This window comes from Streptomyces sp. NPDC091682 (genome assembly GCF_044756625.1).
Taxonomy (GTDB): domain Bacteria; phylum Actinomycetota; class Actinomycetes; order Streptomycetales; family Streptomycetaceae; genus Streptomyces.
In genome coordinates, this window is the sequence record NZ_JBIVTH010000008.1 from 200,964 (window position 1) to 222,828 (window position 21,865).

Below are 21,865 nucleotides of genomic sequence, written 5' to 3' on the forward strand. Positions count from 1 at the left end.
CCACCCCCCTTCTGTCAGCAAGAGGCGATCGCGGCGGCCCGGGTTCCACCTCGTGGTCGCGATCCGCCTCACATGGACTCACCGCTTGCCGTCTCGGGACGTCCCACGAGGCCCTGGGACGGGAAAACGACCCAGGGGCTGGCCAGTTTCGTTCCTGACGCCGTCCGGCCCCCACCAGCGGGGACCGTTCCGACGGAACGTCCTCCGCATTCGAATACCCTCGGGAATCCTCATGCGCATGCGCATGCGCACTGCCGCCGTGGCCACGCTGGCCGCCGCCACCCTCGACACGGCCCTGGCCGCGGCCCCGGGTCCCCGAGCGCCGGACCGTGCGGCCGGGGCCGCGCGCTCCGGCGCTCTCAGCCGAGCACGACGCGGTCCCCGACCCGGACCGTTCCCGGGATGACGATCCTGGCGAGCGCGTCGAGCCGGTTGTCGTGCGCCCTGGCGATCGCCCTCAGGATCAGCGGCGAGTGCGGCAGGTCCTGCTGGGCCTGGTTCGTCATCGCGCACCGCTCGCTGGAGCGCAGGAACTCGATGCGCAGGGCGTCCCCCGCGGCGGCCTCGCGCCCGATCCACTCGTCTTCGACGAAGGGTGGGGTGCCGGGCGGGGTGCGCACGAGGAGGTTCGGGCGGAACCGGCGCTCGTCCACCGGTACGCCCGGCACCTCGCGGCGGATCCAGTCGAGGGTGGCGGTCGTCAGGACGCTGAGCGGCAGTTGGTCGAAGTGCGAGACCTCCCCTTCGCGGGCGAGCTCCACGTCGTCACGGCCGAGGTGGGTGCGCAGGTACGCCGTGGGGTCGGTCACCACGTTCCCGTGCGGGTCGAGCAGTTCCGGCGGACCCGGCTCGGGGGTGCTGCGCGGGTAGCGGGAGCTCAGGTGGAGCAGGCCGTCCATCCGCCGGAAGCGCCGGGTGTTCTTGCCCGAGCCGAACTTGCCCTCCGCGTCGCGCACGGCGAACAGCCGGTCACCCACCAGGCCCCGCTCGTCGACGTCCGCGCTGTCCAGCCGTTCGCCGCCGGTCGACTTGATCGGGTACCGCCACAGCCGCTCGATCACACCGACCACATCAAGATCGTTTCCCATGCCCGGGAGGACTACGGTGGCCGCATGACCGGTTCCGCGGCCCTCCCCCTGCTCTACCTCGACGTCGACGGCCCCCTGATCCCCTTCGGCGCCGGCCCGTACCCACCGGGGGACGACGCCCATCCCCTGCTCGCCCGGATCGATCCGACGCTCGGTCCCCGGCTGGCGGCGCTGCCCTGCGAGCTGGTGTGGGCCACGACCTGGATGGCGGAGGCCAACGAGTGCGTCGCGCCCCGGCTCGGGCTGCCGGAGCTGCCCGTGGTGTTCTGGCCGGAGCCGTCCGAGGAGGACGGGCGGGGCGGGATCCACTGGAAGACCCGGGCGCTCCTCGAACACGCCGCCGGGCGGCCCTTCATCTGGGTCGATGACGAGATCACCGGCGCCGACCGGGCATGGATCGCCGATCGGCACCCGGACCGGGCGCTCTTGCACCGGGTCGATCCGGGACGGGGCCTGACGGAGGCCGACCTCGGCGTGCTGCGGGCCTGGCTGCGCCCGGAGTAGCCGCCGACCGGCGCCGCGCCGGGCCTGGAGGAGATCACCGGCAGAGGACGGCCTTCAGCGTCTGCGCCGTCGCCCGGGGGAACGCGGTGTTCCCGTTGTGGCCGCCGGGGAAGGCGACCGGTTCCGCACCCAGTCGCGCCGCCAGCGCCAGCGCGCAGCGGTAGGTGTGGACCGTGGGCCGGGTCGTCCGCCCCACCGCCGCGACGATCCTCGTACCGGAACGCGGCGCGGCCTCTACCGGCTCTGCCGGGTCCAGGGGGTCCGTGGTGACGGCCGTGAACTCCGTTCCGATGAAGAAGCCGAAGTTGGCCCGTCGGCGCGGGGTCAGCGGCTGAGGGGTGAGGCCGTCCTCGGTCTCGTCGTGCGAGGGGTCGATGCCCAGGTCCCGGGCGATCGCCGGGAACGCCGCCGGCAGGCCCCCGGCTGCGTGGACGTCCTGGATGGCCGTCAGCTCGGCGAGGTGCTCCGCGCGGTCGGCCCCGGCCAGCAGGTTCGGCATCACGGGCTCGTGGGCGATCAGGGTGCTCAGCAGGCCCGGGTGGCGGGCCACGGCCTGGAGGCCGATCGCGGCGCCCATGCTGAACCCGGCCATCAGCGCCGGCCCGTCGGTGACCTCGGCGAGCAGTCGGGCGACGTCGTCCGCGTGTTCGGCCATGGTGACGGGCCCGGCGGGGTCGTGGAGGGTGCTGCGCGACAGGCCGCGTCGGTCGTACGTGACGACCGTGAAGCTGTCGGTCAGGTGCGGGACGAGGTCGACCGTGCGGTCCGCGTCGCCCTCGCCGCTCTGGGAGAGGAGGAGGACGCGGCCGCGGCCCTCCACCCGGAAGTACAGGGTGGCGCCGGGGACCGCGAGGGTACGGGTGACAGCAGTGGTGGTGGTGACGGTCTTGGGCATGGCGAGTCCCCCTTGCTGAGGTGTCATCGGACCTTCCGGCTGACGGCACGACAGTAATCCATCTGAATAGATGCATCAAGATAGATGCATCTATTCAGATGTACTCTGCTGCTCATGAACGGAGTCGAAGCGTTCCTCCTGGGACGCGCCCTCATGAAGATCGGCGAACAGGCGATGCCCCAGCCGAAGTCGGGACCTCCGGGAGCGGTCCGCTCGGTGGTCGTCGTCCTCGGCGACGTCGTCTCCCACCCCGGGACCACGGTCGGCCAGATCGCCGCACGGACGGGCCTGCCGCAGAGTCAGGTCTCCACGGCCGTCGCCCGGTTGGAAGAGGCGGGCTCGGTCGACACGGAGCCCGACCCGGCCGACCGGCGCCGTCGGCTCATCCGGCCCGCAGCCGAACCCTCCGCCCGGGTCGCCGAGGTCCGGGCCACCACCATCGACGACGCCCTCACCGCGGCGCTGACCGCTGCCGACGGGACCGCCCCGGACCCGGACACCGTCCTCGAGGTCACGGCGGCCCTGGACCTCCTGGCCCGCAGGCTGACGCCGGCCGTCAGCGGCCGGTGACCGCGGCGCCGGCGTTCGTCGTCGCCGCCCAGGACGCGGCGATCAAGCAGCGTTCCGCCGCCGCCAGGTGGGTGGCGGCGGCCAGCCAGGCCCAGGCGTAGCCGTCGGGCGAGGGGTCGGCCAGCCGGCCGAAGACGTCGCGGGGACGACGATCGGCCTCGGCGGCCAGCGCGGCGGCCAGGTCCGCCGCGCCGGTGAGCCCGGCCCGGCGCAGCGGACCGTACGAGGCGGAGGCCAGGGACTCCCTACCGCGGGCCGCCTCGGCGACGGCGCGGCGGCCACCGGCGACCCCGGTCTCCAGGAGTCGGCGCACCCGCCACAGCGGGGAGTCGGCCAGCGGGTCAGGACCCTCGGCCGCCGGGAGCGCTACGGGGGCGGCGCCCCCCTGCGGGAAGTGCGCACCCTGGAGGCGGTCGTAGCCGAGGTCGGCCCGGCCCAGCCATTCTTCGGGCAGCCGCAGGGTGTGCTCCGCGCCCGGCACCGGGCCCACGGCCAGGGGGCGCAGCGTGGCGCTGCGGTCCAGGTCGGGGCGGCCCAGGACGCGCAGCAGGAGCCCGGGGTACGAGGCGATGCGGCGCAGGTTCTCCGTGTGCGCGAGCTCCGGGTGCGGATGCGCGGGCAACAGCCGCAGCAGGGGCGCGTCCGGGCGCGTTTCGCGCACGAGGAGGTGTTCACCGGCCGCGCCGACGACGGTGACGTCGCAGCCGAGCAGCGCCGACTCGGCTGCGTCCGGGGCGGCCAGCAGCTCGGCGACGGCCTCGGCGGCCGGCCGGGCGAAGAGCGGCGCGGCGGGCTGTTCGGTCCAAGCGGTCCCGGGCAGCGGGGTTGCCCTGACCCCGCGTCCGGCGCCGAGCCGACCTTCCGGTGAGACGGTCGCGCCGACGATGCGCAGGCCACCGCGGGCGAGGCCGGCATGATCGAGGGCCGCACCACCGAGGGCGACGGAGGCCGAGCCGGCGCCGCGAGCGCGGGCCAGGCCACCGGGTCGGACGTCGGACACCGAGTAGGGGGTGCCGTCCGGGGACAGCAAGTGGGTGACCACTCCGCCGTAGCCGGTGGCCGAGAGCACGGGTTCCCGGCACAGGCCGAACACCTGGAGACTGCCGCCGGGCGCGTAGGCACGGCGCGTGGTGCCGGTGAGCGCGGGGTCGGCCGAACCGGAGGCCAGCGTACCGGCGGTGTGGAGGAGCTCGCGGAAGGCACCGGTGAGGTCGCCGAGCCGCTGTCCGGCCCGGCGATCGCGGGCGGCACGCAGGCCGCGTACGACCCGTAGGGCCGCCGCCTCGGCACGGGGCAGCCCGGCGAGGCGGGCGGTGTGGGCGGCGCGCAGCAGCTCGGCCTGGACCACCGCTCCCCCAGCGGTGACCCCGGCGGCCAGGGCTTCGGCGGCCACGTGCCAGAGGGCGCCGGCGGCGCGCCGTTGGGCCGCGGTGAGGGCCGGAGCGGGCTCGAGGGACGCGACGGGCTCGACGGACGCGGGGGGTGTGGGGGACGTGGGGGACGCGATGGCTTCCGCGGCCCCGGTGGGATCGGTGGGCTCGGTCGGCTCGGCCGTAGTGGCCGGCTCCGGCGGGGTGTCCGCGAGCGGGGCCGCGCCCAGGACGGCGGCCCGGTGCAGGCAGCGGGGTGCCAGCAGGCAGCTGCACGTGGCCTGGTCCGCAGTGGTGATCGTGCCCGCCGGACCGGGGCTCAGGGTGACGAGGGCGTCCTCCCCGAAGCGGAGGGTGACGGTGCCGTCGGCCGCGAGGACGGCGCCCGCCGCGCAGCCCTCGGTGGCGGCGTCCAGCTTCTTGCGCAGGCGGGGGGTGAGGTTCTCGACGGCTTCGGCGAGCACCTCGGGGGCGACGGGCGGCAGTTCGGTGCTCAACGGGACTCTCCACGGAGGCGGTCGCCCACCCAGCGGGCGAGGGCGAGGGGACTGAGGGCGGCCACGGGCATCCCGGCCGCCACGAGTTGCCGCGCGACCGGGACCGAGTACCGGGGCGTCCCCTCGTCGTCGAGCGCGGCGCAGCCCAGCAGGTGGGCGCCCGAGGCGGCCAGCGCGCGGACCTCGCCGAGGAGCCCGCCGATCGGCGCGCCCTCCTCGAAGTCGCTGACCACGACGACGAGGGTGCGGCTCGGGACGGTGATCAGGGAGCGGGCGTGCGCGAGGCCGGCGGCGATGTGCGTGCCACCACCGACGCGGACCTCCAGCAGCAGGGAGAGCGGGTCCTCGACCCGGTCGGTGAGGTCCACGACCTGCGTGGAGAAGGCGAGGAAGTGCGTGGACAGGGTCGGTACGCCGCCCAGCACGGCCGCGGTCAGCGCCGACCAGATGACGGAGGCCTCCATCGAACCGGATACGTCGACGACCAGGATCAGCCGCCAGTCGGCCTCGCGGCTCGCCCGGGTGCTGAAGACGGTCCGCTCCGGCACGACGACCACGCTGCCGTCGGCCCGGCGCCGGGTGTGCGCGAGGTTGGCGCGCAGGGTGCGGGCCAGGTCAAGCTTGCCGCCGGGTCGGCGCGTGGGGCGCGGGGTGGAGAGGCCGGAGAGGGCCGGACGCATCCGGGTGGCGAGCTCCTTGGCGAGTTCGTCGACGAGCCGCCTGACCAGGGGGCGCAGTCGGACGAGTTGGGCCTCCGGCAGCCCGCCGGCGAGGGACAGTACGGAGCTCAGCAGTTCCACCGAGGGCCGAACGGCCGCCGGATCGAGCTGGGTGAGGACGTCGGTGCGGCCCGCTTCGGCCGCTCCCGCCAGCACCTCCTCCCGTACGTCGGCGCCGAACAGCGCCTCCAGCTCCTGCGACCACTCCCGAGCGGTGGGGAAGGAGGCCTCCTGGCCGCCGCCCTGGCCGCGCCCCCGGCCGAGGTCGAGGTCGGAGGCGCCTTCGCCGCGGCCCGCTCCGTACAGCTCGTCCAGCGCGTGGGCGTAGCGGCGGGCGCCCGCCGGGAGCCGGTCCCGCTCGCGGCCGAGCAGCAGCCGCCAGCGGTCGGCGGGGACGAGCCGCGGGCCATCGGCCCGGGGGGCCGGGGCGGACGGGGCTTCCGGCGTCTCGGCGGCCGGAGTTGGGGTCGGCGTGTCTCCCCCGGGTAGCGGAAGGGCCTTGAGGGCGGCGAGTCCGGCTGCATCGGCCGCGGCCCAGAGGGCGAGGAGGGCGGGTGATGCGTCGAGCGCGAGGTCGATCCGGTCGCCGAGGCGTTCGGTGACGGTGTGGAGCAGACGGTCCCGGGCGGCGGGCGACAGGGCGTCGAAGCCGCCGCGCAGTGCCGGGAGCCGGTCGAGGAAGTCCTGGTCTGCGAGGTGCTCGACGCGGTCGAGGAGCGGGGTGAGGGCTGCCGGGGAGGACTGCAGCAGGGGCCCGGCGGCGGTGAGGAGTCCGCCGAGCCGCCGGGTCAGGGCGCGACGGCTGTCGGCGGTGCCCGCGCCGTCGATCCATCCGGCGGCGCGGTCGCCGAGCGCCTCGGCCGGATCGAGATCGAGGAGGACCCGTACGGCCAGCGCCGCGCCCTGCATCATCGGCGCCGCGGTGGCGGCCAGAGCGGCGAGGGCGTCGTCCGTGCGCAGGCCCAGGTGGTGGGCGGCGGCCCGGTCGGCGAGGGCCACGAGGGCGGCCGCGTCGGCGGGGTCCTCGCTCCCGGCAAGGCCGGGCAGGCAGCGCACGGCCGCTTCAAGGAGGTCGCCCGCGAGGGCGGCGGCGGCCGCCCGGGAGGCGTCGGAGGTGCCGGGCAGGTGGCCGCGGTGAAGGGCCTCCAGGAGGTCGAGGGCATCGAGGAGTTCGGGCAGGGTGGCGGTCTGCGGCAGGGCGGTGGCCGCCTCGTGGAGGCGTACGTCGACCAGCTCGGGCAGATCGCACCGCGCGGCGGCGGCCAGCCCGGCGAGGATCTGCGCCGGGGTCGGCCCGCCGTCGGCGGCGGCGCGGCGGGCGGTGTCCCGCAGCGTGCCGGCGGCCGCCTGGGCGGCGGTGACTCCGCGCACCCCGGCGAGGTCCAGCCGGGCCGGGACGGAAGGCGTCCAGGACAGCCGCCACTTGGTGCCGAGGGCGGTGCCGTCGCCGGTGGCGGCCACGGTGAGGGGCTCCCCGTACGAGGCGCCGCACACGAGGAGCCGTTGCAACAGGACCTCGCGGCGGCCGTCGAGGGCGGAGCGGAGCGGGTCGAGGCGGATCTCGCGGGGCGCGGGGTCCTCGGGGGACGGCAGCCGCAGCGCGGCGAGCTCGGACTCGACCGAGGGGCCGAGGCCGGAGCGGGGGGCGTGCGGGGTGATCCGGCCGCGGGCGGTGCCGACGAGCACGGCTTCCAGGGCGCGGGCCAGCGCCCGGCCTCGACCCAGCGGTTCGCCCTGGCCGAGGACGGTGGTGACCGCTTCGAGGAGCTCACCGCGGCCGGGCGCGGGCAGCGCGCGCAGGGCGGCGAGGTCGCAGGCGAGCCGCAGGGTCTCGGCGGCCTCGCCGGTACCTGCGGTGTGCCCGGCGCGGCGCAGCTCCCGGCAGAGCCCGGTGACGGCGACGGAGGCGGCCTCGCGGACCCGGTCGGGGTCACCGCCGGCTTCGAGGACGGCCTGCTGCCAGCGGGGGTCCCGGATCCCGGCGGGGTATCCGGAACGGGAGTCGAGCAGGTCGAAGGAGTACGGCACGAACGAGGTGACGGCCGGCGCCGCGTCCGCGGCGGCCGTGCGGTCCCGAGGACCCGGCACGACCGCCTTCGGCCCGAGGGCCGCGCCGGCGCCACCGCGCTCGCCCCCGGCAGCGCCGGACCCGAACCCGGAGCCACGGCCGGCCCCCGAACCAGAAGCCGGCCCGTGGCCGGAGCCGGAACCGGTGTCAGTCACGGCGGCGAACCCGGTGCCAGAACCTTCGCCGAAGGCGGGTCCGTGGCCGGCCCCGGTGCCGGAGGCGGATCCCTGACCGGAGCCCACGCCAGTGCCAGTACCGGAAGGCGACCCGGTGTCGGCGGCGGACCCCGTGCCGACGCCAGCAGCGGGGCCCTGTCCGGAACCGGCGTTGGAATTGGTGCCGGTGCCGGACCCAGAGTCGGGTCCGGTGCCGGACCCGGTGCCGACGCCGAAGGTGGTGCCGGAGCCGGAAGCCCGGCCGTTGCCGGGCACGGCATCGTGGCCGGAGGTGGAACCGGCGTCGGAGTCGCCGCCCGAGCCGGAGGCGGAGCCGGGTTCGGGCTGCGAGCCGGCGACGGCCGTGCCCGGGAGCACCGGGGCGTGGAACGCCCCGATCACCGCCGCCACGCGGTGGCCCGCGGCGACGGCGCCCGCGATCACGCTCCGCATGTGCGCCTCGCGGGCCAGGTCGGTCGCCGGTACGGCGTTCGTGTCCGCGCGCAGCGCCCAGCCGACGCCGAGCGCCGCACGGCGTACGGCCTCCGGAGTGCAACCGGGGGCGAGGACCTCGACGGCGCGGTCCCACAGGTCGTCACCGTCGCGACCCGTACCGGCGGCTGTCAGGGCGTCCGCGAAGGACCCACCGGCAGGGGCCGCAGCAGGGGCCGGGGCCCGGCCCGAAGTCGATTCCCGGCCGGCGGTCGTGGCCACGACGGAGTCCGGAGTCGGAGCCGGCACGCCGGTCAGGTCCGGGGCCGCGGCGGGGGCCGGGTCGGTCCAGCCGCGGTCCGACAGCGGGAGGTCACAACAGATGACGGCCGCGCCGGCCGCACGGGCCCAGCGGATCGCGGCCAGTTCCGGGGAGAAGTCCGCGAACGGGTAGAACGCCAGGCGGCCGTCCTCCCCCGTGCCCGCGAGGGCGACCGGGGCGACGGTCTCCGGGTCGGCGAGGTGCTCGAGCCAGGGCTGGAACTCCGCCGGGAGCTCGACGCAGACCACGTCGGCGCCCGAAGCGTCCAGCAGGGCCGGCACCACCGCGGCCAGCGCGGGGCTGTGGTGGCGCACGCCGATGAGGTACGGCTCACCGGCCGCGGCGAGGGCGTCGACCGCGGCGCGCGGGTCGGTGTGCGTCAACGCAGGCTCCCGCGCAGGTCCCAGAGGCGGCGCCACATCGGCGAACCGTCCTCGGCGCGGCGCCGGACCGGCCCGTCCCAGTACCCCAGCAGCCGCCCGTGGTCGGCCGGGTCGTCCTTGCGCACGACGCCCAGCAGGTGCCCCGGCAACAGGTCCAGCACGTCCCCGCCCGGAAGGTACGCGGCGGCGACCCCGAGCGAGGCCGCCACCTGGACGGCTTCGGCGGTAGACATGACCGTACCGGGGCGTTCCACGTCCCAGCCCTCGGCGGAACGGCCCGAGCGCAGGTCGCGGAAGACGGTGACGAGCGCGTCGAGCACGGCGTCGTCCACCCCGAAGGCGGCGCCGGCCCGCTGGACGGCCGCCACCGCCTGGCGTCGGATCAAGGTGGCCTCCGCGTCCGCGTCGGCGATCGGGGCGACGGTCTCGAAGTTGAAGCGCCGCTTGAGGGCGGCGGACATCTCGGAGACCCCGCGGTCGCGCAGGTTGGCGGTGGCGATGACGGTGAAGCCGGGGGCCGCGGAGACCACCGCGTCCTCGGTGGCGGTCAGTTCGGGCACGCTGAGGCGCCGGTCGGACAGGATCGACACCAGTGCGTCCTGTACCTCGGGCAGGCAGCGGGTGATCTCCTCTACGCGGACGACGCGTCCGGTGCGCATGGCGGAGAGCACCGGGGAGTCGACCAGGGCCTGCGGGGTGGGACCCTGCGCCAGCAGCAGCGCGTAGTTCCAGCCGTAGCGGAAGGCGTCCTCGGTAGTGCCGGCCGTGCCCTGCACGGTGAGGGCGCTGGTGCCGCTGACGGCGGCGGCCAGCAGCTCCGACAGCATCGACTTGGCGGTGCCGGGCTCGCCGGTGAGGAGCAGGCCGCGCTCTCCGGCCAGGGTGACGACGCAGCGCTCCACGAGGGCGCGTTCGCCGACGAACTTGGGCGCGATGACGAGCTTGGCGGGGAGTCCGGCGCGGCGGCGCCCCGACAGCGCCAGTTCGGCTCCGTCGCTGCCGCAGACGAAGGTGACGACGGCGCGCGGGGTCAGGGCCCAGCCGGGCGGGCGCGGGCCCGGATCCTGGGCCGCGAGGAAGGCGAGCTCGGCGGCGTGGCGCTCCTCGGCGGGCAGCACCTGCCGGGCGGCGGGGGCGGTTTCTTCGGTGACGGTCATCGGTTCCTCTGGAAGGGGGTGCGGCGGGAGATCGGTGCGGGGGGCGCGGCGCACCTACGGGTAGGTGCGCCGCGCCGTACGGGAATCCCGGGCGAGCCCGGGTAGCCCGGGACGGCCGGTTCAGCGGCGGCGGGCGCGGGTGCGCTTCACCTTCAGCTCCTCGAAGCGCGGCAGGTCGCCCTCCAGGACCCGCTGCCAGGCCCGGCGGTAGAGCTCCGCAGCCGGTTCGGCCGGAACGAGCACGCCCAGCGGGGGCCGGCCACCGGCGCCCGGGCCGTACATCGGGAGCTTCCACTGCTCCACCGGCAGCGTCGGAGAGGGCATGTCGGCCCAGCCGCCCGGCAGGAACAGCGAGCGCCCGGCGCGGCTGCGGCCGGCCGTCACCACCAGGTCGGTGGCGGCCAGTTCGGCGCGGGCGGCCTTGAGGCGGGCCGGCTTCCAGCCGGTCCACCGCGCGGTGTTGCGGTCGGTGGGGTCGGGCATGGCGAGCAGCATGAGGTAGACGGTGGCCGCGTCGGCGCCCAGGCCGTGCCGGGCGCTCGCCTCCGCCACCAGTTCGGGGACGGAGCGGCTCGGGTCCTGCGGCCACCAGGTGCCGTCCGCGTCCGCCGCGCCCGCGGCCGGGGCGCCCGGATCGGCGAGCAGCGCGGCGAAGCGCGGGTCGTGGGCGGTGCGCAGCGCCGTCTCGGCGGCGGAGGGCCGCTGGTCCTCGCCGCGCAGCGCCGGCAGGTACGGGTCGGAGCCCGTGGAGTCGAGCAGGGCCGGCCGCACGGCGGGCCTGGGCATGTCGTCGTGGGTGGCCATGACGACGGCGCCGTACCGTTCGAAGCCCTCGCCGGTCTCGGTCGGGGTGCCCGCCGCCTTCCGGAAGTCGGGAAGGTTGGTGTAGTGCCCGATCTCCAGGAGCAGTTCGGGCGCGGCGAGCCGCTGCCGTACGGCGGTCAGTACGGGCGGCAGGACCGCTCGTACGGAATCGCCCGCGGGCAACCGGTGGGCCAGCCAGGCCGCCATGGCCATGGCTCCGGTCAGGACGGACACGGTGAAGGGTTCGGTGGTCGGCTCGGCGGGCTCCACGTGGTCGCCCTTCACCGTCCAGGCGACGTCGACGGAGAGCTCGCGCGAGGCGGCCGGGTCGAGCAGCGCGGCCAGGGCGCGGTGCGCGGGCCAGCTGCCGCGCACGGCGCGGGCGGCTTCGGTGCTCAGCCACTCGGGGACGGGGGTACGCCGGCCCACGCGCCGGTTCCAGACCTCCGCGGCGGCAACGACGTCGGGCCCCTCGCTCCACAGCAGCGCCGGATCGGCGGGGAGCAGGGCCCCGACGACGGCGCGCCGCAGTTCGGTGTCGAGGTTCTTGAGCTCGTCGCGGGCGTACGCGGCGTCGGTGGCCTTGACCCCGAGGACGGTGCGCAGTTCGGGGGCCAGGAAGTTGCGTTCGTGGCTGTCGACGCCCGGGAGCCCGGCGACCACCAGGCGGGCGAGGGTGCCGGAGACCCCGGTGAGCCGGGCGAACTCCTCCGCCGCTTCGGGGCGGAAGGGCGCGGGCCCGTGTGCGGCGGCCGCGGCGAGGAACGCGGTCAGCCAGCCGGCGCCGCGTTCGCGGTCGCCGAGCGGGGCGTCGCCGCGGACGGTGTAGGGGCCGGGGACGGTGAACCGGCCCGTGGGGTCGTACAGGAGCGCACCGAACTCGTGCCCTTCGGGCACGGATTCGCTGTGCTCGGTCAGCGCGAGGACGGCTCCGCCGCCCAGCGGCAGCAGGCTGCGGTGGTGGACGTTGCGCTCGCCGTCCGGGGTGAGCAGGTGCTGCCGGTCGAGGCGGAGCAGGACCCTGCGCCAGCGGTCCGCGGAGCCCTCGGCCGAGGCCAGACCGAGGGCGTCGACCGTACCGAGCAGGGTGAGCAGCCCCTCCCGCTGCTCGTCGGTGGGCGCGACGGTGACGGCGCGGTAGGCGACGGCCGCGGGCTGGTCCAGCAGCGGGGTCCACGTGAAGGACCAGTACGGCAGCCCGGGCGTGTCGAAGTGCAGCAGGCCGGGCACCGGGGCGGCGTCGGTCCGTGCGCGGGCGGCGTCGAGTTCGCTCAGCGTGTAGTGGGCGGCGTCGCTCTCGCCGCCCCAGCGGTAGTAGCCCGAGCCGATGAGACCGCTGAGTCCGTCGGCGATCAGCCGGTCGCCGGGGCCCTGCTCGCGCTCCTCGACGGGAGTGTCGTCGGGGTGGAGCCGGGCGGCGATCGCGTCCAGGGTCTTCTGCTGGGTGAGGGTGAAGCGCAGGACCTCGACGATACCGCCGATGATCTCGGGGGCGGTGATCTTCGGCAGGGCGGCGCTCACCAGCTCGGGCAGGTCGGCGGCCTTTTCGGCCGCGGCGGCCGTCTTGAGCAGGGCGGCCACGGTCTCCCGGTCGGCGGCGCGCAGGACGGCCGAGCCCTCGGTGTCGCGGGGGCGCAGTGCGTACCAGTGCGACAGCGGCGGAAGGTCCACGCTGCCCGTGCCGAAGGCGGAGCGCCGGCGGTGGCCGTCGCGGGAGCAGGCGGTGATCACTCCCTCCGGGTCGGTGATGCTCAGCTCCTGCCAGTTCTGGGACAGTGCGCGGGGCCGGTCGTCGCCGGGGAAGGTGAGGGCGGCGACGGGCGCGTTGCGGCCCTCGGGCACGGCGACGGTGCGGCCGCCGGTGTCGGTGCCCTCCCAACCGTGGTCGCGGAGCGATACGGTGCGCCAGCCGAGCAGGCCGTCGGTGGGCTCGCCGAGCACCGAGCCGGCCACGGCGGGAGTCGGCCGCAGCCAGTTGGAGGACCCGCCGCGGCGGCGGCCGTCCGGGTCGGCGCGCAGTGCATCGGCGAAGAACGCGGGCAGGGAGGACCGACCGTGGGTCCCGCCGACGGGGTCGTACTCGAACCAGCCGGTGTCGTTCTGCTCCTCGCGTCGCTGCCACACCCAGTACGAGGTGCCGTCGGACAGCAGGGGCCGCTCGTCCGGCAGCTTGGTGTCGCCGCGGTGCAGGACTCCGCCGCCGGTGACGCGCCCGCCGCCGGGGAGCTGCAGGGAGATGTGGTCGCTGCGCAGCGACCAGTGGTTGCGGTCGGTGTCCAGGGTGAGAATGGTGCCGGGCGAGTGGTGCCAGTAGCCCTGTGTCCCGCTGGTGCTCCAGGAGGACCAGAAGACGAGCAGCTCACCGTCGACGTAGTGGAAGCCGTGGTTGTACGAGGTCCCGGTCGGCACGCGCAGGTCGTGCGTGAGGACGGTGGAGTCGGCGTCGATGACCCGGACCTGGGTCTGGTTGGCGACGATCAGGTAGGGCCAGGCCTCCACCACGTTGAGGGCGTCCCGGCCCCGGCCGGGGCTCAGTTCGGCGAGGGCCTCCTCCCAGGAGGGCCAGGCCAGTTCCTCGAAGAGGCCGCCGCGCAGAGTACGGGCGAGGGTTTCGGCGAGGTCCGCGGCCGCGGCGGCGGCGACTTCCTCGGGGGCGAGTTCCAGGGCTTCGGTGGGCAGCCACCCCAGCCGTGCGATGGCTTCGGGTACTCCGGGCAGACCGGCGGCGGTGGAGGCGACGGCGACGTCGTGCATCCATGCGGCCAGCAGGGGACGGCCGCCGGGCGAGGCGGCGACGCGCCGGACGACGTCGGCGCTGCCGTCGCCGAGGTTGCTCAGCGCGCGCCGGAAGGCGGGGTGGAAGCGCTGGTCGGCGCCGAGGGCGAGCAGGTCGCGGCGCTGGTCGCCGGCGGCCCACTCGGTCAGGTTCAGGTGGTCGTACCGGTGCCGGCGGTGCTCGCCCCCGGCCTCGGGATCGGCGACCGGGACCTCCAGGGCGAGCAGCAGGTCGAGGAGGTCGGTGTCCTCGACGCCGATCCGCAGGCCCGCATCCCGTTCGGGCCGGGCGAGTTCGGTGCGGAGTTGGGCAGCGCAGCGATCGACGAGGTCGAGGAGGGGCGGGAGCGCGGGGCGCCGGCCCCAGCCGGTGTGGCGGGCGGCGTGGAAGCGCTCCAGCCAGCCGGCGGTGCCGTCGGCGCAGCGCTGCTCGGCGGGCAGGTCGCCGTCGACGAGGCCGGCGGTGACTCCGGCCTCCTCCAGGATCTCCAGCCACACGCTGGTGAACTCCCCGCCGTCGCCGCTGGGCGGGGTCAGGCCGAGGAGCGTGCCGCGGACGGCGGGAACGCGGCGGGCGAGGGCCACGAGGGCGCCGCGGTGTGCCTTCCACCAGCCGAGCGCGGCGCGCAGGGTGGCGGGCAGGGGCAGCAGCTCGGCGAGGTAGTCCTGCTCGGGTTCGGTGCCGGTCAAGCCCGCGGCGCGGGCGAGGCGGCGCAGTTCGGCGGCGGCCTGGGCGGAGGGCGGCAGCCCGCCGGCGGTGCGGCGCACGCACAGGCGGCGGAAGCGCTCGTAGGCCTCGGCGGGGGTGACGCGGCCGGCCAGGGCCTTGCCGTAGCCGGTGAGCACCTTCACCGGCAGGGCTCCGACGAGGGCGAACTCGAGGAACACGGCGTCCAGGCGGTCCTCGTCGATGGCCAGCCCGTACTGGGCCTCGGCGTCACGGGCCCGGCCGAACAGCTGGGCGGCGTAGGTGGTGTTCTCGACGGCGAGGAAGAGCCGCGCGGCCTGCTCGTGGAAGAGGGGCAGGAAGTGCGGGACGGACACGGCGAGGCGGCCGGCGAGTTCGAGGCAGGCGTCGAGGGCGGCCTTGGGCTTGGTCTTGGCCTGCCGGGCGATCCGGTCCAGCTCGGGGACGACGGCGAGGGCGTGGTGGCCGTCCTCGGGGTGGTGGACCAGGACCCATTCGGGGAAGCCCAGCGCCTGGCGCTTGCTCAGCCCGACGACGGGCGGCTCGCCCTCGTCCCGTACGAGTCCGAGGAAGCCGGCGGCGAGGTCCTCGGCGGCGCCCAGTTCACCGGGGGCGAGCCGGACCACGACGCGGTCGTCGCCGAGGCCGGGGTGGCGGTAGGAGCGCGCGGTCAGTTCCACGACGTCGGGACCGGCGCCGGTGGTGTCCCGGGGCAGTACGGCTCCGGCCTTGAGCAGCAGTTCGGCCTTGTTCATGTCGGTGTCTTCCTGGTGCGTGCTCACGCGTCCCCGCCCTCCTCGATCTTGCGCCCGGCGTACAGCGCCGCGGCCATCCGCATGCCTTCGGACCAGGCCACCGGTCCGACCTCCGGCAGGCGTACCGCCCGACCGTCCTCGTCGTGCCAGCTCAGTGCGCCGGTGGTGGTCTCGTCGTCGTAATAGGGTTCGCCGATCCACACGGCGGCCTCGGTGCCGGTCCCCGAGTCCCGGACCTTGCAGGTGGCGTAGCCGCCGGAGACCCGGTAGCCGAGGCCCGTGGCCCGGGCCGCGAGGCTGAAGCGGCTGGAAAAGGACCCGCCCGCGTAGTCGCGGACCTCGGTGGCGCTGGCGGCGACTTCGGCGGGCTTGTGCCAGGTGGCCCGGTGGATCTGCTCGACCCGCTGCACGATGCCCAGCTCGGCCGCGAAGTCCCGTACGTCGTCCAGGTCGGGCAGGAGCACGGGGTGCGGCAGCGTCACCGTGCGCGGGGAGAGCCGGACGGTCTCGCCGTCGAGGTTGACCACCTTCAGCTCACCGGAGGCGGTGGCGTCCCGCAGGAAGCCCACCTCGTCCGGGTCGTCGCCGACGACGGCAACATCGCGCAGTGCGCTCTGCCAGGCCTCGTCCGGCCAGACCCGGGCGAGCAGTTCGGTCGGCACGGGCAGCGAGGAAACCATCCAGCTGTCGACCTGTGCGGCGCAGGCCGCCTCGTGCCGGTCGAGCCATTCGGCCAGCCTGCGCAGCCGGTCCACCTCGGGATGGTCCTTCAGGGCCTTGGGCAGTGTCTTCAACTGCCGTCCTGCCGTCCGTCCGGTGGCGGACCTCGCCGCCACCCGTCCCTCCACCAGGGCGATCTCGTACCCCTCGCCCGCCGCCAGCCATGCCATCAGACCGTGCCCCTCCGCCTGTCCCGTCCGGTTCCGCGCAGCCCTGACAGGGGGGAGCCGACCCCCCTGAGCTGCGGTATGTCGGGAGACTAGCGAGAGCCACTGACAACGCCCGCCGGAGGGCCCTCAGTAGGTTGATTGTCCGGTTCTGGGTAGTGTTTCCGGGACAGCGTGCGGAGCGGTACCGGCTCGGGGTGGGGTTATGGGACGTCAGATACGTGTGCCGGGTCCGGTGCTGGTGGCGCTGTTGCTGGCCGCCGCCACCGGGTGCTCCGGTCCGATCGCGCCGGACGGCGGGGACCCGAAGGCGTCCGCGCCCGCGGGCTCGCCGTCCAGCGCGGCGCCGACGGCCCCGAAGGCGCCCGACTCGCCCGGCGACGACACCAAACCGGCCGGTGGGGACGTACTGACCGGTATGGTCACCGCCGCCGTGGCACGGACCCAGTTGGCGGCGCTCGAGGTGGCGCCGGTGGGGACGATGGCGGGCTACAGCCGGGACAAGTTCACGCACTGGGCGCAGCAGGGCAACAAGTGCGACACCCGCGAGGTGGTCCTCGAGCGCGACGGCACCGGGGTCATCCGGGACGCCGAGTGCAGGGCCGTGTCCGGCAACTGGAAGAGCCTCTACGACGGGGTGGTCGTCACGGACGCGGGGAAGATGGACATCGACCACGTGGTGCCGCTCGCCGAGGGCTGGCGCTCCGGCGCGGCCGGCTGGGACTCCGCGCGGCGCAAGGCCTTCGCCAACGACCTGACCCGTCCTCAGCTGCTGGCCGTGACCGCGGCCTCGAACCGTTCCAAGGGCGACCAGAGCCCCGACCTGTGGCAGCCGCCGGACAAGACGAGCTGGTGCCAGTACGGGCGGGCCTGGACCACCGTGAAGTCCACGTACGGACTGACCGTCACCGAACCGGAGAAGACGATGCTCACCACGATGCTGGACACCTGTGCCTCATGACGCAACCGCACCGTTGGCAGGACGACGTGCTCGCCGGGCCGGGCGGCGCCATGACCGATGAGGTCGGCGTGATCACCGGCCCGCTGACGCTGCGCAGCACCGAGGCGTCCGGGGGCCTGGTCCGGTTCGAGGTCCAGTACGAGGACGCCGACGAGTGGTACACGCTCACCGGGAGCCCCCGGGCCCACCGGGGCGACCCGGCCGCCCTGCACGCCGCCGCCCTGGCGGCGATCCGCGCGGGCGACGGGGCCGTGGCGCCGGGCTGAGACGCCTGCGCGGGAGACGACTCGGGGGACGGCTCGGGGGACGGCTCCGGAGGACCTCGGCGTCGGCCGATCGGGTGATGCGGCCGCCCGGATCGGGGGCGCGGACCAGGGGTGTGGATCCGGGCCCGGATCAGGCCTCGTAATCGGTGAGGTCGATGCCGTGGACCCGCACGGAAGTCCCGTACCGGGGGTCGGTGGTGTCGCGTTCCACGGCCATGCCCAGTTTGCGGATCACGTTCTCGGAATCGGTGTTGCTCATCCGGTTGATCGCGACGACCCGGTCCAGGCCGCGGTCCTGGAGCGCGAACTCCAAGGTGGCGTGGGCGGCCTCGGAAGCGTAGCCCTGGCCCCAGTACTGGCGGCCGAGCCGCCAGCTGATCTGGACGTCCGCGCGGGCGTCCGGCAGGTTCTCGAGGACCGAGAGGCCGACGGCGCCGATGAGCTCGCCCGAGCCGAGCAGCTCGACGGCGAAGAGCCCGAAGCCCTCCTCGTCCCACTCCTCCTCCCAGCGCTCGATCTCCCCGGCCGTCTCGTCCAGGCCGAGGGTGTCGCCCTCGCCGATCCAGCGCATCACCTCCGGGTCGGCGTTGATCTCCGAAAGGGGGACGAGGTCGTCGTCGGTCCAGCGGCGGAGGAGGAGTCGGGGGGTACGGATCTCGGTCATGCCCACATCCTGCCGAATCTCCGCCGACCAGCGGTAATCGGCCGTTGCGCCAGTGTTGCGGGTTCGTGGACATCGGCGCGGGACAGTTCCCGCGGTCCGCCCCGGGCCCTACCGTCCGTGGGAACCGTGACCAAGGAGTGCTCCTGCCATGCCCTTCGATCTGTCGGACGAGAGCCGGTACGACCGCACGCGCCTGCGGCAGTGGGCGCACGGCCGTGCCCGCTCCGCCGGAGTGGACCGCCGTGATCTGCTGAAGCTGTTCGCGGCGGGGGCCGCCGCCGGATCGCTGGGCGTGGCCGCGGGCGGCACCGCGGCCTCGGCCGCGCCGCGAGGGACAGCCGCACCCGTCGCGGACCCGGTGCCGCGCACCGTCAAGCCGCTGCCGCCCGAGCTGTTCACCCTCCGCGGTACGAACGCGGAGACGAACTTCGCGGCGCTGCGCGGCACGGGAGAGCTCACCCCGATCGACCGGTTCTTCGTGCGCAACCACACCTCCACCCCGCGGTTCGATGCCGACGGGTGGCGGCTGTCGGTGTGGGGCGAAGGGCTGGCGGGCGGCCCGCTGGAGTTGTCGTACGAACGGCTGCGCGCCCTGCGGCCGGTGGAGCGGACGCTGTTCATCGAGTGCGCGGGCAACGGCCGCAGCTTCTACACCACGCAGCAGGGCCAGCCGGTCACCGGCACCGCCTGGACCTTGGGCGCGATCGGCGTCGCACGCTGGCGCGGCGCGCGGCTGTCGGACGTACTGCGCCTGGCGGGCGTGACCCGGGGCGCCGTGGACGTCCTGCCGCGCGGGCTGGACGAGGAGGTGGTGGCGAACGGGGTCAACCTGGGCCGGGTGCGGCGCCCGCTGCCGGTCTCGAAGGCGTTGGACGACGTCCTGCTGGCCTACGAGATGAACGGGCAGCCGCTGCCGCCCGACCACGGCGGGCCGGTCCGCCTCGTGGTTCCGGACTGGGTCGGGATCTCGTCGATCAAGTGGGTCGGGGACATCGAGGTGAGCGGGGAGCCCCTGTATTCGCCCTGGAACACCGACCTGTACCGACTGTTCGGGCCCGAGCACCCGGCGCAGGGCAGTGTCCCGCTGACCCGGCAGACCCTCAAGAGCGCGTTCGAGCTGGAGCTGGGGGCCACCGTTCCCGTGCACCGGACCCGGCTGCTGACCGGCCGTTCCTGGTCGGCGGCGGCACCGGTCACCCGGATCGACGTCAGCACGGACGGCGGCGTCCGGTGGCGGCGGGCCCGGCTGCACGACACCCCGCACAGGGGCGGCTGGGTGCGCTGGTCGGTGCCGTGGACCCCGCGGACGACGGGTGCGACCTCGCTGCTGGCGCGGGCGACCGACGCGACGGGGCGGACACAGCCCGATCGGTCGGTCCACAACACGCAGGGCTACCTCTTCGACGCGGTGGTCCGCCACCCGGTGACGGTGGTCTGACCCTGCCCCCGGAATCCCGGGCATGCGCCCCCGCACCCCGCACTCCGGGTCAGGGGGTGTGGAAGGCGACCTCCGGGGCGTCCGGCGACGGGCCGTCGAGCACGGGCTGCGGGCGGCCCCCCAGGTGCTGGTCGAAGAAGGCGCCGACGTAGCGCCGGGTCAGTTCGACGGAGCGGCCACCGGGCAGCGGGGCCTCCTCGTCGGGCAGGCCCAGCTGTTCGCCGATCGCCGGGAAGTCGGTGAAGGTGAAGTGGCCGGAGCCCGCGAAGGTGATCCAGCGCTTCCAGCCGTCGAGCAGCGGCCAGTCGCGGTCCCAGCTCTCGTTGCCACCGGGGCCGCGCTGCTGCGCGCCGAGCAGCATGAAGGGGCGCCCGCCGAGTCCGGCCACGGGGACCGGCGTGGAGAAGCCGCCGTCCATGTTGATCCCGGCCCGGATCCTGCCGTCGGCCGCCATCGCGGCGGCGGTCGAGGACCCGCCGATGGAGTGGCCGGCCATCGCGATGCGGCTCTTGTCGATGAGACCGGCGTGGCGCCAGGCGGGGTCCCGTGCCGTGAGGCGGTCCAGGAGGTAGGACACGTCACGGGCGCGGGTCTCACCGACGGTCCGGTAGCCCGCCTCGTCCTTGACCTTCTCGCAGGCCAGGCACGTGAGCACGCGCCCGCCGGGGAAGGCGGTCCCCACGCTCTCGTACGCGTGGTCCACGGAAGCGACGACGTAGCCGCGGGAGGCCAGGTCCTCGGCGAGCGCGGTGAGGGTGGCCCGGTGGACGGTGAAGCCCGGGGACAGGACGATCAGCGGGTACCGGCCGGCGACGGGACGGGCGCCCGTCCGGCCGTGGCTCCGGGTGCCGGTCAGGGTCTCGACCGGGATCACCCGGTCCAGCCCGCGGTCGACCAGCAGCAGCCGGGCCTCCTCGGGGGTGAGGTAGCGGGTGGCCCGGCCGCTGTCGTGGCGAGCCGGGTAGCGCATGGTGATCATCAGCTCGCGCGGCCCGGATCCCGCCCAAGGGTCGGTGCGGCTGCGGTCCACCAGGTGCAGGTCCTCCCGGCCGACCGCGAAGCGGCCGGTGGGGCGCGGGAGTTCCACCGTCGTGCGGCGGTCATCGGTCACCACCGCCCCGGTGGCCACGGAGGGGTCCGCGGCGACCGAGGTGCCGGCGGTGGCGAGCGGGAGGGACAGGAGGATCGCGGCCAGGGTCAGGGCGGCGGCGGTTCTGCGGTTCTTCATGAACGTCACGCTATGCGCGCGGTTCTGGTGGATCGTCAGTCTCCGAGGCGGATCGACCGTCAACCCCCGGAGGGAGTCGGCGGCGCCGGGTCACTCCTGAGGCGTAGCCACACTGATGGCGTCGAGCTGGCCCCGCAGGTAGGCGTGCGAGTCGACGGGTTCGTGCACGATCCGGCCGACCGGGGCGGGCAGCGACTCCACCCGGGTGTGCGGGTCGCACTCGTAGAAGTAGACGAGGGAGATCAGCTCCTCGGTCGGGGTGTGGGCGGGCGGGGGCAGTACGCGGTGGCGGCCCGCGCGCCAGCGGTCACCGGTCCAGCGGGCCATCAGGTCGCCGATGTTGACGGTGAGCGCCGCGGGGTCGTAGGGCGCGTCCTGCCAGCCGTCCGCCTCGGTGTGGATCTGGAGCCCGCCCGCGCCCAGCTGCCGGTCGAGGACGGTGACGGTGCCGAAGTCCGTGTGGGCCCCGATGCGGAACTGGCCGGGCAGGGGCGGGCCGACGATCTCAGTGCCCGGGTACCAGTTGAGGTTGAACCCCCAGGTGGGGTGTGAGGTGTGGCGGGTGAAGTGGTCATCGGCCAGGCCCAGCGCGACGGCGAGCAGTTCCAACAGTTCGTCGGAGAGGGACCGCATCAGCCGGAGGTACTCCGTCACCAGCGGCCGGAGCTCCGGCAGTTCGGCGGGCCACACGTTGGGGGCGAACCATTCGGCGTCCACGGAGGGGATCCCGGTGGGGTCCTCGGCCGCGAAGGACCAGGACTCCTTGAGGTCGGGCGGCGAGGCCGCTCCTTCCGCGTAGCTGTTGGCCTCCGCCCCGGGGCCGAGCCAGCCGCGGCCCCCGACCGGGACGGCGTACGGGGCCTTCGCGCTCGCGGGCAGTCGGAAGAACCGGCCGGCCGCCTCCCGGATCCGTGCGGGGAGCGCCAGGTCGATGCCGTGCCCGGCCACCAGGAGGAAGCCCGCTTCGCGCAGGGCCTCGTCGACCCGGTCGGCCGTACGGGCGCGGGCCGCGGGTCCGCCGGACCGCCACGGCCCGAGGTCGATCACGGGAATTTGGGCTGCGGCCATGGGAGACCTGCCTTCCGGGGGCTGCGGGCGCGTCCGGAACCGAGGCTATCGCCGCGCGCCACCGGAGGGGATCGCCACGGAGCGTGATTCTCGGACACTTTCCGTGTGCATTCGCCGCCATGGATCGCGAAGATCGCCACGATAAGCACCAGAATGGGAAGGGCAGCGGTG

The 21,865-nt window shown here is 75.1% G+C and carries 15 protein-coding genes; 5 read left to right on the forward strand and 10 right to left on the reverse strand.

What is annotated here, in order from left to right:
• Window positions 1-359 precede the first annotated feature (359 nt).
• Window positions 360-1,088, reverse strand: a complete 729-nt coding sequence (locus tag ACIQK6_RS20375) for an MOSC domain-containing protein (RefSeq protein ID WP_329095256.1) — start codon at window positions 1,086-1,088, stop codon at window positions 360-362.
• A gap of 24 nt (window positions 1,089-1,112) precedes the next feature.
• On the opposite strand from ACIQK6_RS20375, the gene ACIQK6_RS20380 reads away from it, so the two are divergent.
• Window positions 1,113-1,592, forward strand: coding sequence for an HAD domain-containing protein (locus ACIQK6_RS20380; RefSeq protein ID WP_329095258.1), 480 nt, complete (start codon window positions 1,113-1,115; stop codon window positions 1,590-1,592).
• Between the two features lie 34 nt (window positions 1,593-1,626).
• On the opposite strand, the gene ACIQK6_RS20385 is transcribed toward ACIQK6_RS20380, so the two are convergent.
• Window positions 1,627-2,487: an alpha/beta fold hydrolase gene (locus ACIQK6_RS20385; protein ID WP_402695194.1), complete on the reverse strand. Its 861-nt coding sequence runs from the start codon at window positions 2,485-2,487 to the stop codon at window positions 1,627-1,629.
• Between the two features lie 114 nt (window positions 2,488-2,601).
• Here ACIQK6_RS20385 and ACIQK6_RS20390 point away from each other — a divergent pair, with 114 nt between their 5' ends.
• Window positions 2,602-3,057: a helix-turn-helix domain-containing protein gene (locus ACIQK6_RS20390; RefSeq protein ID WP_329095261.1), complete on the forward strand. Its 456-nt coding sequence runs from the start codon at window positions 2,602-2,604 to the stop codon at window positions 3,055-3,057.
• Here the strand turns inward: ACIQK6_RS20390 and ACIQK6_RS20395 are convergent.
• The 5 genes from ACIQK6_RS20395 to ACIQK6_RS20415 all read right to left on the reverse strand — a co-directional run bounded on the left by ACIQK6_RS20395 (window position 3,044) and on the right by ACIQK6_RS20415 (window position 16,072).
• Entirely contained in the window at window positions 3,044-4,924 is a 1,881-nt protein-coding gene (locus tag ACIQK6_RS20395) for a hypothetical protein (protein ID WP_402695195.1), read from the reverse strand. The two genes, ACIQK6_RS20390 and ACIQK6_RS20395, sit on opposite strands and share 14 nt — an antisense overlap.
• Window positions 4,921-9,003: a DUF5682 family protein gene (locus tag ACIQK6_RS20400; protein ID WP_402695196.1), complete on the reverse strand. Its 4,083-nt coding sequence runs from the start codon at window positions 9,001-9,003 to the stop codon at window positions 4,921-4,923. Before ACIQK6_RS20400 ends, ACIQK6_RS20395 begins: the two co-directional genes overlap by 4 nt.
• The gene (locus ACIQK6_RS20405; RefSeq protein ID WP_329095267.1) at window positions 9,000-10,160 is read right to left on the reverse strand and encodes an AAA family ATPase; all 1,161 of its coding nucleotides are present in this window, start codon (window positions 10,158-10,160) and stop codon (window positions 9,000-9,002) included. Before ACIQK6_RS20405 ends, ACIQK6_RS20400 begins: the two co-directional genes overlap by 4 nt.
• A 120-nt stretch (window positions 10,161-10,280) precedes the next feature.
• Window positions 10,281-15,209 (reverse strand): DNA-binding protein, encoded by a 4,929-nt coding sequence (locus ACIQK6_RS20410; protein WP_402695197.1) that lies wholly within the window; start codon window positions 15,207-15,209, stop codon window positions 10,281-10,283.
• Entirely contained in the window at window positions 15,206-16,072 is an 867-nt protein-coding gene (locus ACIQK6_RS20415) for a DUF4132 domain-containing protein (RefSeq protein ID WP_329095269.1), read from the reverse strand. Before ACIQK6_RS20415 ends, ACIQK6_RS20410 begins: the two co-directional genes overlap by 4 nt.
• Before the next feature lie 202 nt (window positions 16,073-16,274).
• Here ACIQK6_RS20415 and ACIQK6_RS20420 point away from each other — a divergent pair, with 202 nt between their 5' ends.
• Both ACIQK6_RS20420 and ACIQK6_RS20425 read left to right on the forward strand, forming a co-directional pair.
• Window positions 16,275-17,030: a DUF1524 domain-containing protein gene (locus ACIQK6_RS20420; protein WP_329095271.1), complete on the forward strand. Its 756-nt coding sequence runs from the start codon at window positions 16,275-16,277 to the stop codon at window positions 17,028-17,030.
• Window positions 17,027-17,296, forward strand: coding sequence for a hypothetical protein (locus ACIQK6_RS20425; protein WP_329095273.1), 270 nt, complete (start codon window positions 17,027-17,029; stop codon window positions 17,294-17,296). The genes ACIQK6_RS20420 and ACIQK6_RS20425 overlap by 4 nt, the downstream gene beginning before the upstream one ends.
• Before the next feature lie 130 nt (window positions 17,297-17,426).
• Here ACIQK6_RS20425 and ACIQK6_RS20430 read toward each other — a convergent pair whose 3' ends face one another.
• Entirely contained in the window at window positions 17,427-17,960 is a 534-nt protein-coding gene (locus ACIQK6_RS20430) for a GNAT family N-acetyltransferase (RefSeq protein WP_402695198.1), read from the reverse strand.
• Between the two features lie 148 nt (window positions 17,961-18,108).
• Between ACIQK6_RS20430 and ACIQK6_RS20435 the strand changes: the two genes are divergently transcribed.
• Window positions 18,109-19,398, forward strand: a complete 1,290-nt coding sequence (locus ACIQK6_RS20435; RefSeq protein ID WP_402695199.1) for a sulfite oxidase — start codon at window positions 18,109-18,111, stop codon at window positions 19,396-19,398.
• Window positions 19,399-19,447: 49 nt separating this feature from the next.
• Here the strand turns inward: ACIQK6_RS20435 and ACIQK6_RS20440 are convergent, their stop codons facing one another.
• Complete coding sequence (locus tag ACIQK6_RS20440) at window positions 19,448-20,626, reverse strand: alpha/beta hydrolase family protein (protein WP_402695200.1); 1,179 nt, start codon at window positions 20,624-20,626, stop codon at window positions 19,448-19,450.
• 90 nt (window positions 20,627-20,716) lie between these two features.
• The gene (locus tag ACIQK6_RS20445) at window positions 20,717-21,694 is read right to left on the reverse strand and encodes an isopenicillin N synthase family dioxygenase (RefSeq protein WP_402695201.1); all 978 of its coding nucleotides are present in this window, start codon (window positions 21,692-21,694) and stop codon (window positions 20,717-20,719) included.
• Between the last annotated feature and the right edge of the window lie 171 nt (window positions 21,695-21,865).